This is a genomic window from Luteimonas sp. GW821-FHT14E02 (assembly GCF_058803905.1).
The window spans coordinates 253,566-276,365 of record NZ_JBXAPK010000001.1; the positions used below are offsets into that span (position 1 = coordinate 253,566).

A 22,800-nucleotide genomic window follows, 5' to 3' on the forward strand; every position below is an offset into this window, starting at 1 on the left:
ATCCACTTCATCGTTCGGACCCTGAAAACGTGAGCAAGCTCCGTGTCGGCATCATCTTCGGCGGCAAATCGGCGGAACACGAGGTTTCACTGCAATCGGCGCGAAACATCCTCGACGCCCTCGACCGCGAGCGCTTCGACGTCAGCCTGATCGGCATCGACAAGCAGGGCCAGTGGCACCTGAGCGACGCCCGCGACTTCCTGCTCAACGCCGACGATCCGGCGCGGATCGCCCTCAACCGCAGCGGTGAAGCCTTGGCGATGGTGCCGGGACGTGGCGAACGGCAGCTACTCCCAGAGAATCCCGCACGTAGCCTCGACCAGATCGACGTGATCTTCCCGATCGTGCACGGCACGCTCGGCGAGGACGGCTCCCTGCAGGGCCTGCTGCGCATGGCCAACCTGCCCTTCGTCGGTTCGCCCGTGCTCGGCTCGGCCGTGGCGATGGACAAGGACGTCGCCAAGCGCCTGCTGCGCGATGCCGGACTGGAAGTGGCGCCGTTCGTCACCCTCAAGCGGCGCGACACGGCCGATTTCGAAACGCTGAAGACACAGTTCGGTCTGCCGATGTTCGTCAAGCCGGCCAACCAGGGCTCGTCGGTCGGCGTGAGCAAGGTGCGCGACGAAGCCGAATTCCGCGAAGCCGTCGCGCTCGCCTTCACCTACGACCACAAGGTGCTGGTGGAAGCGGCGATCGTCGGACGCGAGATCGAATGCGCCGTGCTCGGCAACGACGACCCGCAGGCCAGCGTCTGCGGCGAGATCGTGGTGCACGACGAGTTCTATGCCTACGACACCAAGTACATCAATGAAAGCGGCGCGGAAGTCGTCGTGCCCGCCGCGATCGATGCCGAGGCCAACGATCGCATCCGAGACGTCGCGCTGCGCGCGTATCGCGCGCTGGAGTGCGCGGGGTTGGCGCGCGTGGACGTGTTCCTGACCGCGGAAGGCCGCATCGTGGTGAACGAGGTCAATACACTGCCCGGCTTCACCCGCATCAGCATGTATCCGAAGCTGTGGCAGGCCAGTGGGATCAGCTACAGCGAATTGATCACGCGGTTGATTGATTTTGCGGTCGAGCGGCATGCGGCCGATGCTGCGCTGCGCAGCTCGGTCTGATGGGTCTATTACGCCCTTATTAACCACTCCTTCACGCTGCCACGAATACGTTTCCCTCCACACAGGGACGGATCGGGACGAGGCAGCATGGTGAACCTTCGGCATTCTGCTTACAGCGTGTTGTTGCTTGCCTTGAGTTCCGGCGCATGCGCGACTGGCGAACAAAAGGTACCAGCTTCGGCCACTGAATACCCAGCGGGGTCGTCAACGCCGCAAGGTGTGCGCCTAAACTGGGCGGCTGCCTATCCGAGCGAATTATTTGGCATATGGGATCCTTGGCCGATCCCCTGCAATCCACCTACTCCTTACGGCAGTGATGGAGGGCTTGAGATCAAGCCAGATCAGATTTTGGGGTATGAAAAAACCCTCAAACCGGAGAAGGTTCGAAAAATATCTAGCTCTCCAAGCGTCTGGAGAGCGGAGTCCATCGAGCAATACGATGGTAATCAGATACGAATTGTCGAAATATTCGTTCTAGATGGACCCTATTTGACCGTCACGAACGGACGGATAGCGACGACCTACACGAAATGTAATAAGAACAAGTAGGTCAAATGAACAACCCAAGTCCTGCTACAACCTATCGTGTTATTCAGCTTGGAGCCCCGGGTACGTCCAGCCGCGGTCAAGTCAATGAACCTGTCACCAGCTTCGACAGTTTGGTAACACATCATCCAGGAGACAACTACAACGCTTATATGCGGGACGGCGTAATCGTGGAAGGGCAGGCTGGCCGTACCCACGCCTATATAGGCGGGGAAATTCAAGAAATCGAAATCCCCCGAAACGGCAACACCTATGGCCTGAAGGCAGACCAGGTCTTGTTGAAGAAAGATTTCATGTTGGAAGACCCCACTCAACCTACGGGCTCAACTTTGGCTCGTAGTGTCGATGTACCATCGCCAATTAGTGGTTATGTCGGCCGAGTTAACGCGACCGAAGGATTAGTTGACATTTACGACCGACAAGATGGGGATGTGATTGCGCGAATCCGACACATGACAAATATTGCCGTGTCTGAGGGAGATACCGTTACCTATGGACAAGCTCTTGGTACACAAGGACGAGTGCAAACCGGAAAAGTTCATACTCATTTGGAGATGGACACGCGCTACCACCAACAGTACGAGAACTACATCTCAGACCTGACGAGCGGCCGTTTGCCTATCGAAGCCGAACAGCGCGTTAGCGTGGAGCCACTTGCAATCGTGGACGATGGAATCATTCGTCTAGGCGAATCTAGCGAACGACTCAAGGATTTGCAGCGCATCATGTCGAACGAAGGGTATCGCTCTGCGGGCGATAAGCCGCTCGATCAAGACGGCGTTTACCGCATCGGAATGCAAGGCGCATTGCTGGATTTCCAGCGCGCGCACGGATTGCCGCAGACTGGCGACATTGACGCCGCCACATTGAACTTCGCACCACCTGAAAGAACGCAAAGCCGAGAGACTGATCGCCAGGACCACATGGCTCCCGGCAGGACGATTCCCGCGACTCCTGAGTCCCAAGCGCCAACAGCTCCAGGGCATCCCGATCACCCGGACCATCGCCCTGGCTTGCCGGATCCGTTGCCGCCGCCCGTCAATCAGCACAGACGGCGTAGCCCTGCCGATCCGGATCACGAAGACCACGCGATGCTGGAACAGATTCGCGCGGGCGTGCGCAAGATTGATGACGGGCTGGGCAAACCCTACGACGACATGAGCGAACGCATCAGTCGCGGCTTGTTGACGGCGTGCAAGGACAACCGGGAGATGTGCCCGGACAAGTCCGACTACTCGCTCGCGGGCAACGCGCTGAACCGCGTTGATCATGTGATCCTGGGGAAGAACGGCAACCTCTTCGCGGTTCAAGGCAATCCGAACGATCCCGGCGATCCCGCGAACAAACGCGCCTACGCGCCTGTCGAGCTGCTGGCACGAACGCCGGTCGAACAGTCGGACGAAAAGCTGCAGACGGCCAATCAGGCCTTGACGCAGGAACGGGCGCTGACACAACAGCAGGAACTTGCGCGCGGCCAGAACGAGCCCGCGCGCAGCAGTCCAGTGATGTCGTGATCTAGACCAGCCCTAGGTGGAACTGCAGGACGATCCGCAGCTCATCCGGAGACCTCCTGCTATCTCACTCTCAAGCCCGGTACGCCGCGGCCAATCGCGCCAAACCATCGGCGAAGCTGACGCGCGGCACGTATCCGAAATCGCGCGTAGCCGGCGTCATGTCGTACCAGTGCGTGGTACTGAGCTGTTCGGCGAGAAAGCGCGTCATCGGCGGATCGCTGCGCAGGCGCAGCAGCGGCCACAGCGTCTCGCAGACCGCGCCTATGGCGTAAGCGACGCCGAAGGGAATGGTGCCCTCGATTTGCGGCGCGCCCGCGGCCTGCAGCAGGCTGTTGAGTGTCTCGCGCAGCGTCTTCGGCTCGCCGTTGCTGATGAAATAAGCGCGGCCCGCGCAGGCTGCGCCGGGGACGAGGTGATCGAAGGCGTCGAAGTGCGCCTGCGCGGCGTTGTCGATGTAGGTCGTGTCGATCTTGTTGTCGCCGCTGCCCACCAAACGCAGGCGGCCGCTGCGCGCGCGCTCGATCAGGCGCGGCAGCAGCTGGTTGTCGCCCGGCCCCCAGATCAGGCGCGGGCGCAGCGCGACGGTGGCCAGCACGCCATCGTTCGCGGCAAGCACGGCTTGCTCGGCGATCTTCTTGGTGTGCGCATACGGCGCCTTGAGATCCTCGCCGTAGGGCACGGAGTCGGCGGTGCCGCCCTCGACCGGATGCGTGGCGCGATGCGTCACGCTCGGCGTCGAGGTATAGATCAATCGACCGACACCATGCGCGCGGCAGGCGGCGAGCACGTTCTCCGTGCCGACCACGTTGGCTTCGTGATAACTCTCGTAGCTGCCCCAGGCACCCGCCTTGGCGGCGTTGTGGAAGATCGCCTCCATCCCGGCCGCCGCCGCGATCACCGCATCGCGATCGGCGAGATCACCCCGCACCTGATGCACGCCGAGCGCATCGAGCGCGGGATAGTGCCCGCGATTGAAACTCGTGACCGCGTGACCGCGCGCGATCAGCCCGCGGCACAGCGCCTGACCGAGGAATCCGCCACCGCCCGTCACCAGGACGCGCGTCACTTGCCTCTGCCCCATCCGTCTTCCTGCGTGTCGCCGCGCTTCGGCGGCTTCTGCTTCGCCGCCCACAGCGCGAGTTTCTCGCGCCCGATCTTGGCGTTGTGGCGGATGTCGACCGGAAATGATTTTGGGTAATGCAGGAAGCGCTCCACCTTGGCCGTATGCACGTGGCCTTCGCCGAGATGGCGCAATTCCTGCTCGATGCGCGGCCATTCCCCGGCCTCCACGCCGGCGCGCAACTCCACGCACAGCACGGCCTGCTGCGTGCCCAAGGCGCCGACACCGACCAGCGCGGTGCGCCGCACGTCGGGATGCGTGTTGAACACCGGTTCGATCTGCTCCGTGCACAATGTCGTCGCGGCGGTGACCACGCGCTGCGTCTTGCGTCCGCAGAACCACAGGCGGCCATCGCGATCGAAATAGCCGAGATCGCCCATGCGATGCACAACGCGCTCGCTGCCGTCGGGCAGGGCTTCGCGAATCTTCGCCAGACGCGTCTGCGCATCGCGACTGAAATAGGTGTCAGTGGCGGTCGGGCCGGCGACTGTAATTTCGCCGACCAGCCCGCCCTGCACGATCAGATCGTCGGACCAGCGCTCGATCGCATCGTCGGTGACGCGGATCAGCCGCACTTCGTTCGGCGGCACTGGCCGGCCGACGCAGGTGCCGGCACCGGCTTCGGTACGCTCGCGCAAGAGCACCAGCTCGCGGCCCTCGATCGTCGCCACCGGCAGGCATTCGGTGGCGCCATACGGCGTCCAGAACTGACCGTGTTCGGGCATGAGCGTGCGGATCTTCGCCACCACGTCGGCCGGCACCGGCGCGCCGGCGGAGGTGATGCGCGTGACGCCTTTCAACGGCGCGCCGTGTTCGGCGAGCACGCGCATCAGCGCCGGCGATCCGAACAGCTGCGTCACGCCGAAGCGTTCGATCGCTGCCAGCAGCTTGCGCGGATCAGCCGAGGCCGGGCGCGCGGGGTCCATGTCGGGGATGATCGAGGTGAGCCCGAGCGCGGGGTCGAACAAGGCGAACGGCGGAAACGTCGGCAGGTCGACGCCGCCGGGCTGCATGTCGAAGGCCGCGCGCATCATCTCGATCTGCGCGACGAAATGGCGATGGCGGTACACCACGCCCTTGGGGATGCCGGTGGAGCCGCTGGTGAACACGATCGCGGCGACTTCGTCCGGCTCGGTGTCGGCAAGCTGCGAGGAACCTGCGGTGTTGGCGTGGATCACGGCGCCATCGCGCTCCACGCGCGCCAGCGTCGTATCCGCGAGCAGCGCGAACGCGCCGGTGGTGATGCGGATGCGCGCCGAACGCGCCCACCCGAGCAGCACGCGCGCCAGATGCGCGAGCGGAATGCCGATGAAGGCCTGCGGCTGCGCTTCGCGCAGACATTGCTTCAGCGCGCGCTTGTCGATGCCGGGATCGACCAGCACCGGCACCGCGCCGGCCTTGAACAGCGCGAACATCAACAGGAAGAATTCCGGCGTCGGCCGCACCATCACCACGGTGCGCACGCCACGGCGGATGCCGTGACGCGCCAACCCGGCGGCGATGGCATCGCTGCGCGCGTCCAGCTGCGCGTAGGTCAGCGTGACGTCGTAACGGCCGCCCCCGCTCGGGCAGCGCATCGCGATCTGGTCGGGGCGCTCGGCCGCGAGTTTCGGCAGGGCGGCGGCGATGTTGCAGGGGTCGGTCATGCCGCTATTCTCGCCTGCCGCGCGTCCTTGTGTTTGGGCGTTAGGGCTGCGGATTCGCGTCCAGGGGATTCGCATCCAAAAACGCGCGCATCATCGGCACCAGCGCTTCGTGCTTGTCCTCCAGCACGTAATGCCCGGCATCGTCGTAGGCCTGCACCCGTGCCTGCGGCAGGGCCTGGCGGAAGCCGTCGAGGATGTGGTGGTCGAAGACGAAATCCTTCAGGCCCCAGCCGATGAAGGTCGGGCGGTCGGCGAATTCCGGCAACCGCCGCCCCGCTTCCTCCACCAATGCCCAGGCCGGATCGCCGGGGCGCAGCGGGATGTCCTGCATGAAGCGCAGCGTGGCAATGCGGTTGGCCCAGCTGTCGTAGGGCGCCACGTAGGCACGGCGCACGTCCGGCGGCATGCGCCGCTCCACGCCCAGCCACGAGGCGCCGGCCGAAAACAGGTTGAAGGCACGGATCAGCGCACCGCCGATGCGCAAGTCGCGTCCGAACGACAGCTGCCACGGCATCTTCTTCGCCGCCGGCAGCGGGAAGGCCGCGGTGTTGGTGAGGATGAGGCGCCGCACCTGCGCCGCATGCGAGAGCGCCCAGCCGAAGCCGATCATGCCGCCCCAGTCGTGCACGGCCAGCGTCACCGGGCCATCGATGCCGAGGTGATCGAGCAGCGCGCCGAGATCGTCGACGCGCGACTGCAGGGTGTAGCGGTAGTGCGGGGACACCGAAGGCAGATCGTTCGGCTTGTCCGACAGCCCCATGCCGACATGATCCGGCACGATGCAGCGGTATGCCTTTCCGGCAGCCGGATCGCGTAACGCCAGCACCAGATGCCGCCAGTAATAGCTCCACGACGGATTGCCGTGCAGCATGACCACCACTTCGCCATCGCGCGGACCTTCGTCGAGGTACGACATCGCGATGCCGGGACGTACTTCGAAGCGCCGTGGAGCGAAGGGATAGTCGGGAAAATTCATGCGATCGAACGGAAACCCGCCGCTGTCACGAAGCGGGCTTACGACAGGATGACGTTTGCGATGACGGCGACGCGATCCGCGCCGCCGTTCACCACACCACTTCCGCCATCGAGCAGTTCAGGCCCGAGCCGATGCCGAGCAGGGCGATGCGGCTGCCTTTCTTCAGGCGGCCCTTCTCGCGCAGCTTACTCAGCACGATCGGCACCGAGGCCGGGCCGATGTTGCCGTGCTCGCCGAAGATGGTCATCACCTTCTTCGGATCGATGCGGAAAGCGCGCAGGAAGGCCTTGGTGTGCTGCTTGCTGACCTGATGGATGACGAATTCGTCGAGTTCGTCCGCCACCCAGCCCAGCGCCAGCCTCGCGGCGGCCCAGGTTTTGTGGCCGAGCTTGAGGCCCTCGATCATCAGCATGCGGCCGTCGGCGATCATGCGATCGTGGTGCAGATCGCCTTGGCACAGGTGGTTCCACTCGGTGGCCGAGCGGGTCACACCGCCGCGATAACGCGGAGCGCCCGGGGCCAGTTCGGCACGCGCCAGCACCATGGCGGCGGCGCCGGAGCCGAGGGTGAGCGTGGCGATCTCGTCGCGCATCTGCTCGGCGGTGACGTCGGCACGGGTCAGGCGGTCGAGGGTCTTCTCGTAGGCCAGGTCGGCGGTTTCGCCGTCGACCACCAGGGCGTAGTCGATCTCGCCGCGCTCGATCATGCGGCTGGCGATGTCCATGCCGTTCAGGAATGCCAGGCAGGCGTTGGCCACGTCGAAGTTCTGGCAGTTCTCGCCCAGGCGCAGGTTGCCGGCGACGATGGAGGCCGTGGACGGCTCCAGGAAGTCGCGGCTGACCGAGGTGTTGACCAGCAGGCCGACGCGGTCGGGCTCGATGGCGGCGTCGGCCAGCGCCTTCACGCCGGCCAGGGTGGCCGCATCGGACGGCTTCACATTGCCGTCCCACAGGCGGCGCTCGCTGACGCCGGCGATGGTTTCCAGCATGTCCGCCTTGATCTTCAGCCGGTCCAGGGTCGGCTTGAGGCGGGCATTGATTTCCTGGCTGGAGAGCCGCCGCGGGGCGTCGATATGGGCGAGGCCGGCGATGGCGACGTGTTGAAAGAGCATGGGCTGGCCGCCGTCAGGCTGGCGAAAGGGCACATAGGGTACTGGTTTCGGGGACCGTGCGCATGCGTAGGGACGGGTCAGAGCGTGCCAAGTGCGGCACGGCCGCACAGTTCTGGTAAACGACTGGGCCAGGGATAGCCGGGCCGGACTGTCCGAAGCTGGACGTTGCCAGGACGGTTCCCTAATTGGTTTGCCACAAATTGCGGCATTCCGCTGATGCCTTGCAGGTTAAGCGGGAAGCGCAAGGACGAAGTGGCGAAGCGACTGATAGTCCTCGGTGCATGCCCAGCCTTGTGATACCAAGATAGATCGAGCCTGCTCCCAATCCTCATTGTCCAAGAGCACTTCGATCGCCTGAATCTGACCGTGGTACGCGCCTACAAATACGCGGATCCAATGCGGACCCGGGGTCGCCATTTCGACAAACAGAGCGTCAAGTTTGGAAATGACCTCGGGATAGGAATCCGAGAGAGTGGAATTGTCCGAATACTGCGTAAGAAGAGGCCCACTGAAAATTTTCCAGGCCGCGTCTTGACGCTTCCAGCTTTCGACCTCGACTTGGTCCTCACAGGAATGGTTGGTAAGCGCTTCAATGAGAACGTGGAATACGCCGAGCAGCATCTTTGCGAAAGCATTGGAAACCGCTTGATCCTTGGAATCCCCTACGCCAGCGAAACATTCAATGATGGGCCTTCCACCAAGAAGCGCCGAGTACGCTCTGACCTCCAAGACAACCGAGGCTTTGCCAGCAGATGAAATTTCTCGCTCGAATACTTCGGCCTCCAATTCAAGGCGACCGCCCTCGACGGAAATGAAATCCGCATACTTGACGACGGGCAGCCCATGAGAGACAAGCGCTTCTTGCAGCTGGGTGAGGATTTCCTTGTTCAAGAGACCCGTTTCGCTCAGCGTCCGCACTTCCAAGCCGCAAACGTCTGATTCCCATTCGCCGGCTGATCAATCGGATTGACGGTATCCGCCCCGATCCCGACCGCCTCGTTGCGAGCGAGCGTCTCCAGCTCTTCCCGCACGCGCAGCTGGTTGCGGTTGTACAGCGCGACCTTGCTGGTCACCGACACCGTGATGTCGCCCCGCTTCTCGCACCCCGAAGGCGCGGCACTCGCCACCTTCACCGCGGAGGCGCCCTGCGCCATGTGCACCCAGGTACAAGCGCCCGTGGACACGGCCAGCAGTCCGATCAGGACATGCCTGTAAATGCGCGACTCGAACATGATCACCTCTGCCTGAAAATGCGATGCCCGCCATTGTGGCGGGCATCGCGGACACCGTACAGCGCGAACGTTTACTTGCCAGCGGCCTTGCCGTCGGCGTCGACCACGCTCACCTCGCCGAGGTTCAGCGCGCGGATCGGCTGTTCGATCTGCTTCAGGTCGCCGACCACCACCCAGGTCAGGGTATTGGCGTCGATGGTCTTCGCCGCCTCGGCCACCTGCGCCGGCGTCAGGCCTTCGATCTCGGCCTTGCGCTTGAACACGTAGTCGTCGGGACGGCCGTAGCGGACGATGCCGCCGATCGTGCCCATCACCGCGGCCGAGGTTTCGTAGGCGCCGGGCAGGCCGCGAATCTCGGTGGCCTGGATCTTGGCGACCTCGGCAGCGCTCGGCGGCGCCTTGCCGCTGACGTACTCGCTGATCTCGCGCTGCAGTTCCTTGAGCGAATCGGCGGTCTTGTCGATCTGCACCGGCGCGAAGGCGATCCACGGCCGCTGTCCGAGCGCGCCGGAACTGAAGCTGTAGGCGCCGTAGGCCCAGTGCTTGTCCTCGCGCAGGTTCATGTTCAGGCGCGAGGAGAATTCGCCGCCGAGCACGGCGTTGGCGATGTCGAACTTCACCGATCCCGCATCCTTGGTCGAGGGCACCAGTTCACCGGCGAGGATGGTGGCCTGCACGGCGCCCGGCTGGTCGATCAGATACACGCGCGGCTTGGCCGGACGCGCCACCTCCGGAATGGTCGCGGCGGCAGGCGCGGCGCCCTCGCCCTTCCAGTCGCCGAGGTGCTTGTCGAGCAGCGGCACGATCTCCTTCAGCGTGGTGTCGCCGACCACGATCAGCGTGGCGTTTTCCGGACGCAGCCAGGTGCGCTGGTAGGCGAGCAGGTTGTCACGGCTCAGCGCCTGGATCGAGGCTTCGGTGCCGGTGCCGCTGAAGGGAATCGCATACGGATGGCCCGCGCCGTACAGCAGCGGCGGCAGCACGCGCTGCGCGGCGCCGTTCGGGCGCGCCTTTTCCTGCTGGATGCCGGCGATCCAGGTCGCCCTCACGCGATCGATCTCCTTCTGGTCGAAGCGCGGCTGGCGCAGCATGGTGGCGAACAGCGCGATCGAAGGATCGAGGTTTTCCTTCAGCGCCGACAGCGAGGCGTTGCTGCCGTCGATCGAGGCGCCGGCGCCGAGGCTGGCGCCCAGCGATTCGGCGCGGTTGGCAAAGCCCAGCGCATCGAGATCGCCCGCGCCCTCGTCGAGCATGCCCATGGTGAAGCTGGCCGCGCCAAGCGTGGCCTTGTCATCGCTCGCCGAGCCGCCGTTGAACTCGTAGCTCATCCGCACCACCGGCACGCCGCGGCGCTCGGCCAGGATCAGCTTGGTGCCGTTCTTGAGCGTGGCGCGCTGCAGTTGCGGGAACTTCAGTTCCGGGAACTGCGAGGGCACCTGCACGCCCTTGGCGCGGTCGACGTCGCTGGCGGCGGTCTTGTACTTCGGATCGACCGCCGGCAGGGTCAGCGGGGTCGGCGTTTCACTCGGCTCCTCGACCAGCGCCGTGCGCTGTCCCGGCGCCACCACCAGAGTGTGGCTGCCGACGCCGAGCCACTGGCCGCCGACGGCCTTGAGCTGATCGGCGGTGGTGGTCTCGATGTTCTTCAGCGAGGTGCGGAAGCAACCCGGGTCGCTTTCATACACCGCGCACTGCGCCAGCGCGTCGGCCTTGCCGCCGAAACCGCCGATGCGCTCGATGCCGCGGATGAAGCCGGCGCGGTAGACGGTCTTGGCCTGCTGCAGTTCGGCGGCGCTGGGACCTTCGGTGACGAGCTTCTTCAACTCCTCGTCGATGATCGCCTCCACCTTGGCCGGATCGACGCCCTGCTTGACGTTGGCGGTGATGATGAAATTGGAGGCGAGCTGCTGCACGTCCATGTCGGTGCCGATGCTGTCGACCAGCTTCTCCTCATGCAGCAGGCGCTTGTCCAGGCGAGAGGACTGGCTACCGCCGAGCACCTGCGAGAACAGCTGCAGGCGATCGTTGTCGGCGGTGCCGACCTGAGCCACGTTCCAGACGCGGTAGATGCGCGCCTGCGGCACCTTGTCCTGCATCACCTCGCGCGTGTTCTCCGTGCGCCGGGCCACGTCCACCTTCGGCTGCGCCATGCTCGGGGTGGCCGGGATGTCGCCGAAATACTTCGCCACCTTTTCCCTGGCCGTCTTCACGTCGATGTCGCCGGCCAGCACCAGCACGGCGTTGTTGGGGCCGTACCAGGTGCGGAACCAGTTCTTCACGTCCTCCAGCGAGGCGGCGTTGAGATCGGTCATCGAGCCGATCGTGGTGTGGTGATAGGGATGGCCCTTCGGGTACATCACCTGGGCGAGCTTCTCCCACACCTGGCCGTAGGGCTGGTTCTCGCCCTGGCGCTTCTCGTTCTGCACCACGCCGCGCTGCTCGTCGAGCGTCTTCTGGTCGATGGCGCCGAGCAGGTGGCCCATGCGGTCGGATTCCATCCACAGCGCCATGTCGAGCGCGGTGGTGGGCACGTTCTCGAAATAGTTGGTGCGGTCGTTGTTGGTGGTGCCGTTCATGTCGGTGGCGCCGACCAGTTCGAACGGTTCGAAGAATTCGCCCTTGTGATTCTCCGAGCCGTTGAACATCAGATGTTCGAACAGATGCGCGAAGCCGCTGCGTCCGGCCGGCTCGTCCTTGCTGCCGACGTGGTACCAGATGTTCACCGCCACGATCGGCGCCTTGCGGTCGGTATGCACGATCACGCGCAGGCCGTTGGGCAGGGTGAACTGCTCATAGGGGATGTCGACGTTCTTGGCCGTCGCCGGCGCGGCGAATGCGGAGACCGGTGCCAGGCTGCCGAGGGCGGCGCCAAGGGCGAGAGCGAGCAAGGCGGCGCGCGGGCGGCGCGGCGCGGCGGACGGACGGACGGCGAAGGACGGCATTCGGCACTCCTGTGCGATGGACGGAAGGTCTTGCATCCTAGCCGCTCGGCCCGGACTGCGACCTAGGCCACAAGTCCTGTGGGGGTTTCGCGGCTCCCGGACGTTATAGACTTCCCCCATGGCTTCCCGACACTGCCTGGTGACCGGCGCCAACCGTGGCCTCGGGCTCGAATTCGTCCGCCAGTTGCTGGCGCGCGGCGATCACGTGATCGCGGCCTGCCGCAAACCGGGCAAGGCCGCCGCGCTCAATGCCCTCGCCGGCAGCCATCCGGGGCGCCTGCACTTGCTGCCGCTGGACGTGGCCGATCCGAAAACCCATCTCGAACTGGCGCGCGAGCTGCCGCTGGTGCTGGGCGGCCAGGACGACGGCGAGCAGGACGGGAGCGGACCGGGCAAGCTCGACCTGCTGATCAACAATGCCGGCGTGCTGCATTCGGGCGAACGCTTCGGGCGCCTGAGCGCGAGCATCGTCGAGGACAGCTTCCGCACCAATGCCATGGGCCCGCTACTGCTGACGCAGGCGCTGGCCGAGTCGCTCGCCGATGGCGGGAAGGTCGCCAATCTCAGTTCGCAACTTGGCTCCATCGCCGGCGTGAGCCGTTTCGGCACGCCGAGCTACAACATCAGCAAGGCCGCGTTGAACATGGTCAGCGCGTTGCTGGCGCAGGCGCTGGCGCCGCGTGGCATTCCCGTGATCGCGCTGCATCCGGGTTGGGCGCAGACCGACATGGGCGGGCGCGATGCCACGGTGCCGGCCGCCGATGCGGTGAGCGGCTTGCTGCGCGTGATCGATGGCGCGACGACTGCGCAGAGCGGACATTTCTTCGACTGGCAGGGCCGCGAACTGCCTTGGTGAACGTCACTGCTTTTGCCCGTCATTCCCGCGAAGGCGGGAATGGCGGCAGCGGGCGTCACCCCGGCGCCAGCTTCAGCACCACGATGCCCGCGAGCACCAGCGCGACACCGCTCAAACGCGCCGCGCCCAGCGATTCGCCAAACAACCACGCCCCTGTCAGCACCGTGCCCACCGCGCCGATCCCGGTCCACACCGCGTAGGCGGTGCCGACCGGCAGCACGCTCAGGCTCCTGCCCAGCAACCAGACGAACGCGCCGAGCAGCAACAGCGACACCAGGCTCCAGCCCAGCCGCGTGTAGCCCTCGGCCTGCTTCATCGCCAGCGCCCACAGCACGTCGAGCACGCCGGCGACGAGCAGCATTCCCCATGCGAGTGCGTGGCTCATGGCGATGCTCAGGCCGCCGCCGCGATCGCCATGCCTTCCGCGCGCATCGCCTCGCGCACGTGCGGACGCGCGGCGATGCGCTGCAGGTAGTCGCGCAGGCGCGGATACGGCGTCAGGTCGACGCGGGTCCACTTCGACCAGCCGATCACGGTGAAGGCGTAGGCGTCGGCGGCACTGAACTGCTCGCCGAGCAGATAGGCATTCGTGGCCAGGTGTTTTTCGATCAGCGCCAGCCGGTCGGCGATCTTCGCGCGCGCGGCCTGCTGCGCCGTCTCGCCGAGTTCGGGATGGAACAGCCAGGGGCTGTAGGCCTTGTGCAATTCACTGCTGATGAAGGTGAGCCATTCCAGCAGGCGGTAGCGCTCGGGCGTGCCCTCGGCCGGGGCCAGCCCGCTCTGTGGCGCTCGGTCGGCCAGGTATAGGGCGATGGCCACGCCCTCGGTCAGCAGGCGGCCGTCGTCCAGGCGCAGCGCCGGCACGTAGCCCTTCGGATTGATCTCGGCAAAATCCTGCCCGGCTTCCGTCAAATGCGGAGCCTTGGTGATGTTCACCTTTTCCAGTTCGAGGGAGATGCCAGCCTCATTGGCGATGATGTGGGGTGAAAGCGAGCAGCTGTTGGTGGCGTAGTAGAGCTTCATGACGGGACTCCGGGATGGGGAGTCCAAGGATGTTGTTGTATTCTCCGCAAACCAATATGGCAAAAAAGAACATCTAGTTTGCGTAAAAAGAAAACAACCACCTCCACGGGCGGCATCGCGCTCGATGACCTCCGCCTGCTCCTGGCCATCGCCGATCGCGGCAGCCTGGGCGGCGCGGCGAAGCGGCTGGGCGTGGATCACTCCTCGGCCTTCCGCCGCCTGGCCGCGCTGGAGGCGCGCATCGGCGCGCGCCTGTTCGACCGCGCGCGCGGCGGCTACTCGCCCACGCCTGCCGGCGAGATCGCCATCGCCGCCGCCGACCGCATCGGCGAGGAACTCGACGCGCTCGACCGCCGCCTGCTCGGCGAGGATCTGCGCCTGTCCGGCCGCATCCGCGTCACCACCACCGACACCCTGCTGCACATCGTCGCGCCGCTGTTCGCCGAGTTCCGCCGGCTCGAACCGGGCATCGTGATCGAAGTCGCCGCCGGCAATGCCATCTTCGACCTGAGCCGGCGCGATGCCGACATGGCGATCCGCCCCACGGCCACGGTACCGGACCATCTGATCGCACGACAGATGACGACGGTCGCGATCGCGCGCTACGCCACGCCGGAGTATCTCGCGCGACAGATGCAACGCGGCCTCGGCGATGAGGATTTCGCCGAACACGATTGGATCGTGCCCGACGAATCGCTCTCGCACGTGGGCAGCGCGCGCTGGATCGCCGCGCACGTGGCGCGCGAACGCATCGTGCATCGCGGCGATTCCCTGCTCGCACTGCTGCAGGCGGCGAAGGCCGGCATGGGCATGACCGCCCTGCCCTGCTATCTCGCCGATCGCGAACCCGCGCTGCGGCGCGTCGGCGCCACGCTCGACGACGCCGCGGTGCCGCTGTGGTTGATCACGCATCCGGACCTGCGGCAGGCGCGGCGCCTCCGCGTGCTGGGCGAATTCCTGTTCGAGCACCTGCGCGCGCAGGACGCGTTGTTCACCGGGCGCGAGAGCGTGTTCGCGGATCGCTGACGCGAACGACGCGCACCCACCCGCCTCTTACAATCGCCATATGTTCGACGTCCTGCTCTACCAGCCGGAAATTCCGCCCAACACCGGCAACGTGATCCGCCTGTGCGCCAACACCGGCGCGCGACTGCATCTGATCGCGCCGCTCGGTTTCACGCTGGAGGACAAGCAGCTGCGCCGCGCCGGACTCGACTATCACGAGTATGCGCCGGTGCGCGTGCACACATCACTGGACGCAGCATTGCAGGCGATCGCGCCGCCACGCCTGTTTGCCCTCTCCACGCGCAACGCCGTGCGCTACGACCAGCCGCGCTTCGTTGAGAACGATGCGTTCCTGTTCGGGCCGGAAACGCGCGGGCTTCCGCCCGAAGTGATCGACACGGTGCCGGAAGCGCAACGCCTGCGCCTGCCGATGCGGCCGAACAACCGCAGCCTCAACCTCTCCAACGCCGTAGCGGTGGTGGTGTTCGAGGCGTGGCGGCAGCTCGGTTTCGTCTGACGATGCAACGTCATCGCGCGACCGTCGCCGGTCGCGCGATGTGCGGGCTCACGAAGCGCGCGCTTACTGGTTGCCTTCGACCGCGATCTCGACGCGGCGATTCGGCGCCAGGCAAGCGATCAATGCCTTGCGCGGCTGCTCCTCGCATTCCTTTACCGGCTCGCGTTCGCCGCGACCCTCGGCGGTGATCGCCGCGGTCACGCCCTGATCGAGCAGGAACTGCCGCACCGCCTGCGCGCGCTGTTCCGACAACGCCTGGTTGGCCGCTTCATTGCCGATGCGATCGGTGTGACCGATCACGGTGGCGCGCGCCGAGGACGCCGACTTGAGCTGCGCGGCCAACGCCGACAGTTCACTGCGGCCCTGCGGCGAGAGTTCGGCCTTGCCGAACGCGAACATCGCATCGGCCGACAGCGAGATCGGCTTGCTCTGCGCGACCGGCGCGGGCGCGACGGCCGGCGCCGCCGGTTTCAGCACGTCCGCGCACGACTCCGGCGCCCAGTGGAAGCTTTGGCCGTGGTAGTCCTTGTCGAAGATCACCTTGTACTGGCAGGTGTCCACAGTGCCGTCGTCCTTGCGGAAGTGGAAGAGATAATCCCACTCGCGCACGCCGGCATAGCCTTCGCGGAAGTGCGGACGGCCGAGCAGATCGTACAGCTGATCCTTGGTCACGCCCGGAGCGACCGCGCGCAAATTGTCGAGGTTCGGGAACGTGCCTTCCTTCAGCACGATGTCCTCCACCTTCGGGAAGATCACCTCGCCCGCGCGGCCATCGTCGCCGATGTCGCGGCTGACATGCCGCGTGCCGCAGGCCGTCAACGCGATCGCCATGACGCTCACGGCCAGCATTCCTTGCTTACCCACAGAAAAATCAAACTTCATGTTGTCGTACCCCAGATTCGAATGTCATCGATTACGGTGCGCGCAGACACGCGGCGGCCACACGACCGCCGCGTGCCGCGCTGCGCCCCCTTACCACTGGATGCCGGCGCCGACCGAGAAGCCCCAGTCGCGCACGGTGTTGCCGCTGGCCTGGGCCTTGTAGACGTAGCGTCCGTTCTCGGTGATGCCTGACAGGCCCACGGCCATGCCGTACTCGCTCTGATAGCCGCCGAAACCGACCGCCAGCATGCTCTTGCCCGGCAGATAGGCCTGCGGCAAACCGGCCATCGCCATCGCCGAGGCGGTGGCGCCGCGATAGCCGCGATCGATGTTCCACACATCGTTCTCGATCTGGCTGATGCGGTTGTCGGTGTACTGGTTGGCCTGGTTGATGGCGTAGTTCACGCCGGCGCTGAGCTGGTTGACGTTCACCGCGTCGGTGCCGGCGATGCCCGGCGCCACGCCGGTGATCGTGCGGCCGCCGACGTTCACTTCGCCCGTCGACGTGCTGTTGCCGACGTAGGCGGCGTTGTAGTCGGTCTGCGCGCCCACCGTCGTGGACGAGCCCGCGCCGAGCGCCACGCTGTTGCCGTGCGAGGCGTTGGCGCCCTGGCCGATCGCGGCGCTGCTCGCGCCGGACGCCGTGGAACCCGTGCCCAGCGCCGTGCTGTTGTTGCCCGACGCAGTGCTGTCGTTGCCGACGGCCAGCGCGTTGTTGCCCGAGGCCACCGCGCCGGCGCCACCGGCGGCGGAGTTGGTGCCCGTGGGCTTCGGCGGCGGCGTGTTGTGGTCCTGGCTGACCTGGAACATGCCGCTCGACCCGTTCTCGACATTGGTGATGCGGTTGTCGAACTGGTTGACGGTGTTGCTGATCTCAGTGACCGAGCCCTCGATGTCCGTCACCCGGTTGTCGATATTGGTGATGTCACCCTTGATGTCGGTGATGTCGCCTTCGATATTAGTGACGCGGTTGTCGAGGTTGTCGATGCGCGTGTTGACGGTGCTGATCTGCGTGTTGGTGTACTCGTTGGCCGAATCCACGCCCGCCTTGAGCTGATCGACGTTCACCGCGTCGGTGCCGGCGATGCCCGGTGCCACGCCGGTGACGGTGCGGCCACCGACGTTCACTTCGCCCGTCGAATTGCTGCTGCCCACATACGCGGCGTTGTAGCCGCTCTGCGCGCCCACCGTGGTGGCCGAGCCCGCGCCGAGTGCCACGCTGTTGCCATGGACGGCCTGCGCGCCGGCGCCGATGGCCAAAGCATTCAATGCCGAAGCCTCTGCATCCGAGCCGAAAGCAAGACTCCGATCGCCGGATGCGGAAGCCTGCGAGCCCACCGACACGCTCTCTACACCGTCTGCTTGCGACGTACCGATAGCTATGGATTTCTCGCCATATGCCCGCGAGGTACCAATGGCGATCGCACTTTCTTCAGCGGCATAGGAGTATTTCCCTATGGCTATGGAGTTGGCGCCTACGGCTGAGGATTGATCGCCAAGCGCAGTCGCAGAACCAGAGGATGCAAAAGCACGGTTACCTACTGCGGTATCGCCGTCGTTCTCCGCTCGAGCATCTGTGCCAATGGCACTCGAATGGAAACCCAGTGCATTTGTTTGCGATCCCACGGCGGTTGCCTGGATTCCACTTGCAACTGCCCGATCACCTATGGCCGTTGCCGCGATGCCCGTCGCCTTGGAGAGCGTGCCCATCGCTGTAGTGTTGTAGTTCTGCGCACTTGCATCTGGCCCAATGGCAATCGAATTCTGCCCGGTGGCACCATCATTGTTGTAGTTGCCGGCCTGCACGCCATCGTCGTTGACGCTGAAATAGTGCACCTGCCCCACTTCGATCGTGCTCGTCAGGTTCTCAATCGCCTGATTGGTGGCATACAGCTGCGAACCGTTCACCGCATCGGTGCTGGTCGCGCTGACCTGTCCCGCCGCGACGTTCTGGATCTGACGCTCCGCGCCCGGCGCACCTACGCTCACCACGCCTGCTGGCGCACCGCCCGCATAGGTGTACGTCGTGCCGTCGATGACACCGCTCGGCGTGGCCACCGCTGCCGTCGTGGTGCTGTTCGCGCCCAACGCCACGCTGTTGGCTTCACTGGCATTGGCGCCGAAACCGAACGCCGAACTGAAATCGCCACTGGCCGTGCTTTCCGCACCGACCGCCGCAGCGCTGTCGCCGGAAGCCGTGCTGAAGTAACCCAACGCCGTGGTTTCGTTGTTCGACGCCACGCTCAGCGCGCCCGAAGCGACGCTGCCGTTGCCGCTGGCCGTGCTGCCCACGCCCGAGGCGATACTCTGCTCGCCGCTGGCGATAGTGTCGGCGCCGAGCGCGGTGGCCTGTTCGCCGGTCGCCTGCGCATTGTTGCCGACCGCCACCGCGTTGAGCGTGCTGGCGGCGCTGTTCGCACCGAAGGCGAGCGCGTAGTTACCCGTCGCCTGCGCGCCGGTGACGGCGTCGCCGCCGAGCGCGACCGCGCCGGTGCCGCTGGCGAGCGTGTTCTTGCCGATCGCCGTGGCGTCCTCGACGGCCGCGGTGGTGGCGTTGGAACCGATCGCGATGCCGTTGGCGCCGTTGGCGATGGCGCTGTCGCCGACCGCGACCGAGCTGACCGCGAGCGCCTGGCTGTTCGCGCCGAGCGCCGACGCGTTCACGCCGTTGGACACCGCGCTGTCGCCAAGCGCCACGCTGCTGGTGGCCGTGGCCTGCGTGTTCGCGCCGAGGGCGGCCGAATTGATGCCGCTGGCCGCGGCGCGATCGCCGATGGCGGCGGCGCTGGTCGCGGTGGCCTGCGTGTTGGCGCCAAGCGCGAGCGTGTTGTCGCCGTTGGCGACCGAACGATCGCCAAGCGAGACGCTGCTGGTCCCGGTGGCACTCGTGTTCGCGCCCAGCGCCAACGCGTTGGCGCCGTTGCTGGCGGCGCGATCGCCCAGGGCGATACTGCTGGTGCCGGTGGCGCTCGTGTTCGCGCCGAGGGCGAGGCTGTTGGTGTCGTTGGCGACCGCCAGGCTGCCGATCGCGACGCTGCTCACCGCCACCGCATGGGCGTCCACGCCGATCGCGACGGCGCTGGCCGCGTCGGCTTTCGCGCCATTGCCGACCGCCACGCTGTTGGGGCCGATCGCCTGCGCGTTGGGGCCGCAGGTCACCGAATCACTGCCTTCCGCGCCCGCCGGATCGACCGGATTGCCGGCCGCATCGACGCAGTACACCTGTGCTTGCGCCTGCTGCGTCGGCACCAGCCAACCGCCGACCAGCAGGCCCGCGGCCAGCAGGGCCGACCCTTGTGCCGTCAGGCGCAGCTTCCCCCCGCGCATGCCGGTTTCCTTGACCATCGGCTTGGAAGCCGCTCCGCGGACGCAATCGCGCCCCCCTTGGTATAGCTTGTTCATGCGTTGCACTCGCTCTCTGTTGAATGACGCCAAAGCGCCCGAAGCACCGGTCGAATGTCGGCACTGGCCTGGTTGCAACGACTGTCTCCCCATCCGCTGATGTGACGAAGTCGTCTCTTAAAATATGACAAACGTCACATTATTGAGCGGTGAACGGCCGAGTCCCGACGCGCGGATGTCCTCCGCGTCCCCTTGAGAACGGGCTTTTTAGGCTTTTTGTGTGACGCGCCGAGCGTCGCCCGGGCGGCAATCGAGGGCGGCGCATGACCCCGCCCATGCTGAAAAGTTCCTGTACTTTTCAGTTCATTATTCAGTCCGCGTTGCCGCACCCGGGGGAAAATGCGCGTCACCGGTCCAGGCGTCGCCGTGATTCCCCTCAACGGTTCTCTCCCTCCCCTAGGACGCCTGGGCCGGTTCTTTTAAAAAAACCAAGAACAAGAACCACCCTCTAGAGAGACTCCCCCATGAAACGCTATCTGCTTGCCCTCGCGCTGGCGGCGGCTGTGCCATTTGCTGCTTCCGCCGCTGAAGGCGTGTCCTACAACTATGTCCAGGGCGGCTATGCCGCGACCAACACCGACGGCGCCGATGCCGACGGTTGGGGCATCGACGGCTCAGTCGTCGTGCATCCGAACTTCCACCTGTTCGGCGCCTACAGCAACCAGGAAATCGACGACACCAGCACCGACTTCGACCAGTGGCGCGTCGGCGTCGGCTACAACCGCGAGATCTCGCCGAAGGTCGACCTGCTCTCGCGCGTGGCCTACGAGAAGTTCGACGCCGGCCACGGCTTCGACTTCGACGGCTACAGCGCCGAGGTCGGCGTGCGTGCCTCGCTGCTGCCGAACCTGGAAGGCTACGCACTGGCCGGTTACGAGCACTACGACGACAAGGCCAAGTACGTGCTGGAAGACAACCACGACTTCTACGGCCGCCTCGGCGCGCAGGTGAAGTTCAACCAGACCTGGGGCATTTCCGCCGACGCCAAGCTGATCAAGGGCGGCGATGTGCAGTGGTTCGTCGGTCCGCGCGTCAGCTGGTAAGCCAGCGCGACACCGCTCACCGCGCCGCGTTCTCTCTCTCCCTCTAAACGCGTCGCGACCAGGCCCGGCCAGCAATGGCCGGGCCTTTTTATTGTCTTTATCGTCTTTTGCCCGTCATTCCTGCGAACGCAGGAATGCAGCGTCTTCCTGGCCGGCGCGGCAAACCAAAAACGAAAGTCGCTGGATTCCCGCGTTCGCGGAAATGACGGCGAAAAGATTGCGGACGCGATGTCGCGCCGACAGCGAACTTGCTGTCAGTGGAACAGGTCGGTGGGATATTCCGCCTTCTGCTCGCGCGCGAGCAGGCGCGCGAGGCCTTCGGCCGGCGTGATGTCGCCATGCAGCACGTCACGCACGTTGCGGGCGATCGGCAGTTCAACGCCATGGCGATCGGCCAGGCGCATCACTTCGTCGGCAGTCTGCACGGACTCGACGACCTGCCCGATTTCGCGCACGGCATCGTCGAGCGTCTGGCCGCGGCCGAGCGCGAGGCCGAGGCGGCGATTGCGCGAGAGATCGCCGGTGCAGGTGAGCACCAGATCGCCGAGGCCGGCGAGGCCCATCAGCGTTTCCGCGCGTCCGCCGATGGCGAGATTGAGCCGCAGCATTTCGTTGAGGCCGCGCGTGATCAGGCCGGCGCGCGCATTGAGTCCGAGATTCATGCCGTCGGCGACGCCGGTGGCGACCGCCAACACATTCTTCATCGCGCCGCCGAGTTCGGCGCCACGCATGTCGTCGCCGGTGTAGGCGCGGAAGGCGGGGCCGTGCAGCACGTCGGCGACCTGCTGGCCGAATTCCTCGTCGTTGCTATGCACGGTGAGCGCGGTCGGCAGGCCGAGCGCGACTTCCTTCGCGAACGACGGTCCGGTGACCACGGCCAGCGGCACGCCGGGACCCAGCACCTCGCCTGCGACTTCATGCAGGAAACGCCCGGAACCGGGTTCGAAACCCTTCGTCGCCCACGCCACGCCCGCGTGCGCGGGACGATGCGGCGCCAGCTCGCGCAAGGTTTCGGCGAACGCATGTGACGGCACCACGACCAGCACCAGATCGGCATCACGCAGCGCGGCGACCAGATCGGTGGTGGCGCGCAGCGACGCCGGCAGTGCGATGCCGGGCAGGTAACGCGAGTTCTCGTGGCGTTCGTCGATGGCGGCGATCACCGCCTCGTCACGGCCCCACAGGACCGTGCGATGTTGATGGCGCGCGACCAGCGCTGCCAGCGCGGTGCCCCAGGAGCCCGCGCCGAGCACCGCGACCGACAATGTGTCCTGTCCCGCTGACGTCATGACCGCCCTCGCGGCAGATCAAGCGTTGCCGGCGGTCTCGCTGTTGGCCAGATCGCCCTGCTGGGCGCGCTGGCGCAGGCCTTCGGCGTACAGCGCGTCGAAGTTGATCGGCTGCAGCAGGAACGGCGGGAAGCCGCCGGCCTGGATCAGGTCGCCGATGGTCTGGCGCACGTAGGGATACAGCACGTTCGGGCAGTGCGTGCCGAGCATGGCGTCGAGCACGTTCTCGTCGAACCCGGCGAGGCCGAACACGCCGGCCTGCTGCACTTCGGCCAGATACGCGGTCTTCTCGTTGACGGTGCAGGTCAAAGTGACGCCGAGCACCACTTCGAAGGCGGTGTCGTTCAAGCGCTGCACGCGCTGGTTGAGATTCATCTGAAGCTGCGGCTGGCCCTGTTCATTGAACACGGCGGGCGCGTTGGGCGCCTCGAAGGAAACATCCTTGATGTAGATCTTCTCGACGCTGAACTGCGGGCCATTGGCGACCGGGGCGGCGCCGTTCTGGGCTTGGTCGGACATTTCGAGTGCACTCCGGCTGGGAACTTGAGTAAAGAAGCGGGATAGAAACGGGAAAAGAG

19 protein-coding genes are annotated in these 22,800 nt (G+C 65.6%); 6 read left to right on the forward strand and 13 right to left on the reverse strand.

Annotated elements, in window-relative coordinates; genetic code table 11:
• Positions 1-29 precede the first annotated feature (29 nt).
• Together ddlA and AC1RNP_RS01010 are read left to right on the forward strand one after the other, a co-directional pair.
• Positions 30-1,118 (forward strand): D-alanine--D-alanine ligase, encoded by a 1,089-nt coding sequence (ddlA, locus tag AC1RNP_RS01005; RefSeq protein ID WP_493049350.1) that lies wholly within the window; start codon positions 30-32, stop codon positions 1,116-1,118.
• A 554-nt stretch (positions 1,119-1,672) separates the two neighbouring features.
• A complete protein-coding gene (locus AC1RNP_RS01010) occupies positions 1,673-3,178 on the forward strand; it encodes an XVIPCD domain-containing protein (RefSeq protein WP_493049351.1) in 1,506 nt (501 codons plus the stop codon).
• A gap of 70 nt (positions 3,179-3,248) precedes the next feature.
• Here AC1RNP_RS01010 and oleD read toward each other — a convergent pair whose 3' ends face one another.
• The 7 genes from oleD to AC1RNP_RS01045 all read right to left on the reverse strand — a co-directional run bounded on the left by oleD (position 3,249) and on the right by AC1RNP_RS01045 (position 12,205).
• Positions 3,249-4,259, reverse strand: coding sequence for a 2-alkyl-3-oxoalkanoate reductase (gene oleD, locus AC1RNP_RS01015; protein WP_493049352.1), 1,011 nt, complete (start codon positions 4,257-4,259; stop codon positions 3,249-3,251).
• The gene (gene oleC / locus AC1RNP_RS01020; RefSeq protein ID WP_493049353.1) at positions 4,241-5,944 is read right to left on the reverse strand and encodes an olefin beta-lactone synthetase; all 1,704 of its coding nucleotides are present in this window, start codon (positions 5,942-5,944) and stop codon (positions 4,241-4,243) included. Before oleC ends, oleD begins: the two co-directional genes overlap by 19 nt.
• Before the next feature lie 40 nt (positions 5,945-5,984).
• Complete coding sequence (locus AC1RNP_RS01025; RefSeq protein WP_493049354.1) at positions 5,985-6,920, reverse strand: alpha/beta fold hydrolase; 936 nt, start codon at positions 6,918-6,920, stop codon at positions 5,985-5,987.
• An 88-nt stretch (positions 6,921-7,008) separates the two neighbouring features.
• Positions 7,009-8,031, reverse strand: coding sequence for a 3-oxoacyl-ACP synthase III (locus AC1RNP_RS01030; protein ID WP_493049355.1), 1,023 nt, complete (start codon positions 8,029-8,031; stop codon positions 7,009-7,011).
• A 228-nt stretch (positions 8,032-8,259) separates the two neighbouring features.
• Positions 8,260-8,922 (reverse strand): DUF6348 family protein, encoded by a 663-nt coding sequence (locus tag AC1RNP_RS01035; protein WP_493049356.1) that lies wholly within the window; start codon positions 8,920-8,922, stop codon positions 8,260-8,262.
• A gap of 14 nt (positions 8,923-8,936) precedes the next feature.
• A complete protein-coding gene (locus tag AC1RNP_RS01040; RefSeq protein WP_493049357.1) occupies positions 8,937-9,263 on the reverse strand; it encodes a DUF4156 domain-containing protein in 327 nt (108 codons plus the stop codon).
• A 71-nt stretch (positions 9,264-9,334) separates the two neighbouring features.
• Positions 9,335-12,205 (reverse strand): M16 family metallopeptidase, encoded by a 2,871-nt coding sequence (locus tag AC1RNP_RS01045; RefSeq protein WP_493049358.1) that lies wholly within the window; start codon positions 12,203-12,205, stop codon positions 9,335-9,337.
• 118 nt (positions 12,206-12,323) lie between these two features.
• Between AC1RNP_RS01045 and AC1RNP_RS01050 the strand changes: the two genes are divergently transcribed.
• Complete coding sequence (locus tag AC1RNP_RS01050) at positions 12,324-13,061, forward strand: SDR family oxidoreductase (RefSeq protein WP_493049359.1); 738 nt, start codon at positions 12,324-12,326, stop codon at positions 13,059-13,061.
• 55 nt (positions 13,062-13,116) lie between these two features.
• Here AC1RNP_RS01050 and AC1RNP_RS01055 read toward each other — a convergent pair whose 3' ends face one another.
• Together AC1RNP_RS01055 and gstA are read right to left on the reverse strand one after the other, a co-directional pair.
• The gene (locus AC1RNP_RS01055) at positions 13,117-13,446 is read right to left on the reverse strand and encodes a DMT family transporter (protein WP_493049360.1); all 330 of its coding nucleotides are present in this window, start codon (positions 13,444-13,446) and stop codon (positions 13,117-13,119) included.
• A gap of 8 nt (positions 13,447-13,454) precedes the next feature.
• On the reverse strand, positions 13,455-14,084 hold the full coding sequence (gene gstA / locus AC1RNP_RS01060; protein ID WP_493049361.1) for a glutathione transferase GstA: 630 nt from the start codon (positions 14,082-14,084) through the stop codon (positions 13,455-13,457).
• Between the two features lie 78 nt (positions 14,085-14,162).
• Between gstA and AC1RNP_RS01065 the strand changes: the two genes are divergently transcribed.
• A complete protein-coding gene (locus tag AC1RNP_RS01065; RefSeq protein WP_493049363.1) occupies positions 14,163-15,110 on the forward strand; it encodes a LysR family transcriptional regulator in 948 nt (315 codons plus the stop codon).
• 40 nt (positions 15,111-15,150) lie between these two features.
• Positions 15,151-15,606: a tRNA (cytidine(34)-2'-O)-methyltransferase gene (locus tag AC1RNP_RS01070; protein WP_493049364.1), complete on the forward strand. Its 456-nt coding sequence runs from the start codon at positions 15,151-15,153 to the stop codon at positions 15,604-15,606.
• 63 nt (positions 15,607-15,669) lie between these two features.
• Here the strand turns inward: AC1RNP_RS01070 and AC1RNP_RS01075 are convergent, their stop codons facing one another.
• Together AC1RNP_RS01075 and AC1RNP_RS01080 are read right to left on the reverse strand one after the other, a co-directional pair.
• The gene (locus AC1RNP_RS01075) at positions 15,670-16,455 is read right to left on the reverse strand and encodes an outer membrane protein assembly factor BamE (RefSeq protein WP_493049782.1); all 786 of its coding nucleotides are present in this window, start codon (positions 16,453-16,455) and stop codon (positions 15,670-15,672) included.
• Positions 16,456-16,578: 123 nt separating this feature from the next.
• On the reverse strand, positions 16,579-19,890 hold the full coding sequence (locus tag AC1RNP_RS01080; RefSeq protein ID WP_493049365.1) for a YadA family autotransporter adhesin: 3,312 nt from the start codon (positions 19,888-19,890) through the stop codon (positions 16,579-16,581).
• A 464-nt stretch (positions 19,891-20,354) separates the two neighbouring features.
• On the opposite strand from AC1RNP_RS01080, the gene AC1RNP_RS01085 reads away from it, so the two are divergent.
• Positions 20,355-20,933: an OmpO family porin gene (locus AC1RNP_RS01085; RefSeq protein WP_493049366.1), complete on the forward strand. Its 579-nt coding sequence runs from the start codon at positions 20,355-20,357 to the stop codon at positions 20,931-20,933.
• A 254-nt stretch (positions 20,934-21,187) separates the two neighbouring features.
• Here AC1RNP_RS01085 and AC1RNP_RS01090 read toward each other — a convergent pair whose 3' ends face one another.
• Both AC1RNP_RS01090 and secB read right to left on the reverse strand, forming a co-directional pair.
• Positions 21,188-22,222 carry an NAD(P)H-dependent glycerol-3-phosphate dehydrogenase gene (locus AC1RNP_RS01090; protein ID WP_493049367.1) on the reverse strand — a complete coding sequence of 345 codons (1,035 nt, stop codon included), beginning with the start codon at positions 22,220-22,222 and terminating at the stop codon, positions 21,188-21,190.
• Positions 22,223-22,240: 18 nt separating this feature from the next.
• Positions 22,241-22,741, reverse strand: a complete 501-nt coding sequence (gene secB, locus AC1RNP_RS01095) for a protein-export chaperone SecB (RefSeq protein WP_226467517.1) — start codon at positions 22,739-22,741, stop codon at positions 22,241-22,243.
• Between the last annotated feature and the right edge of the window lie 59 nt (positions 22,742-22,800).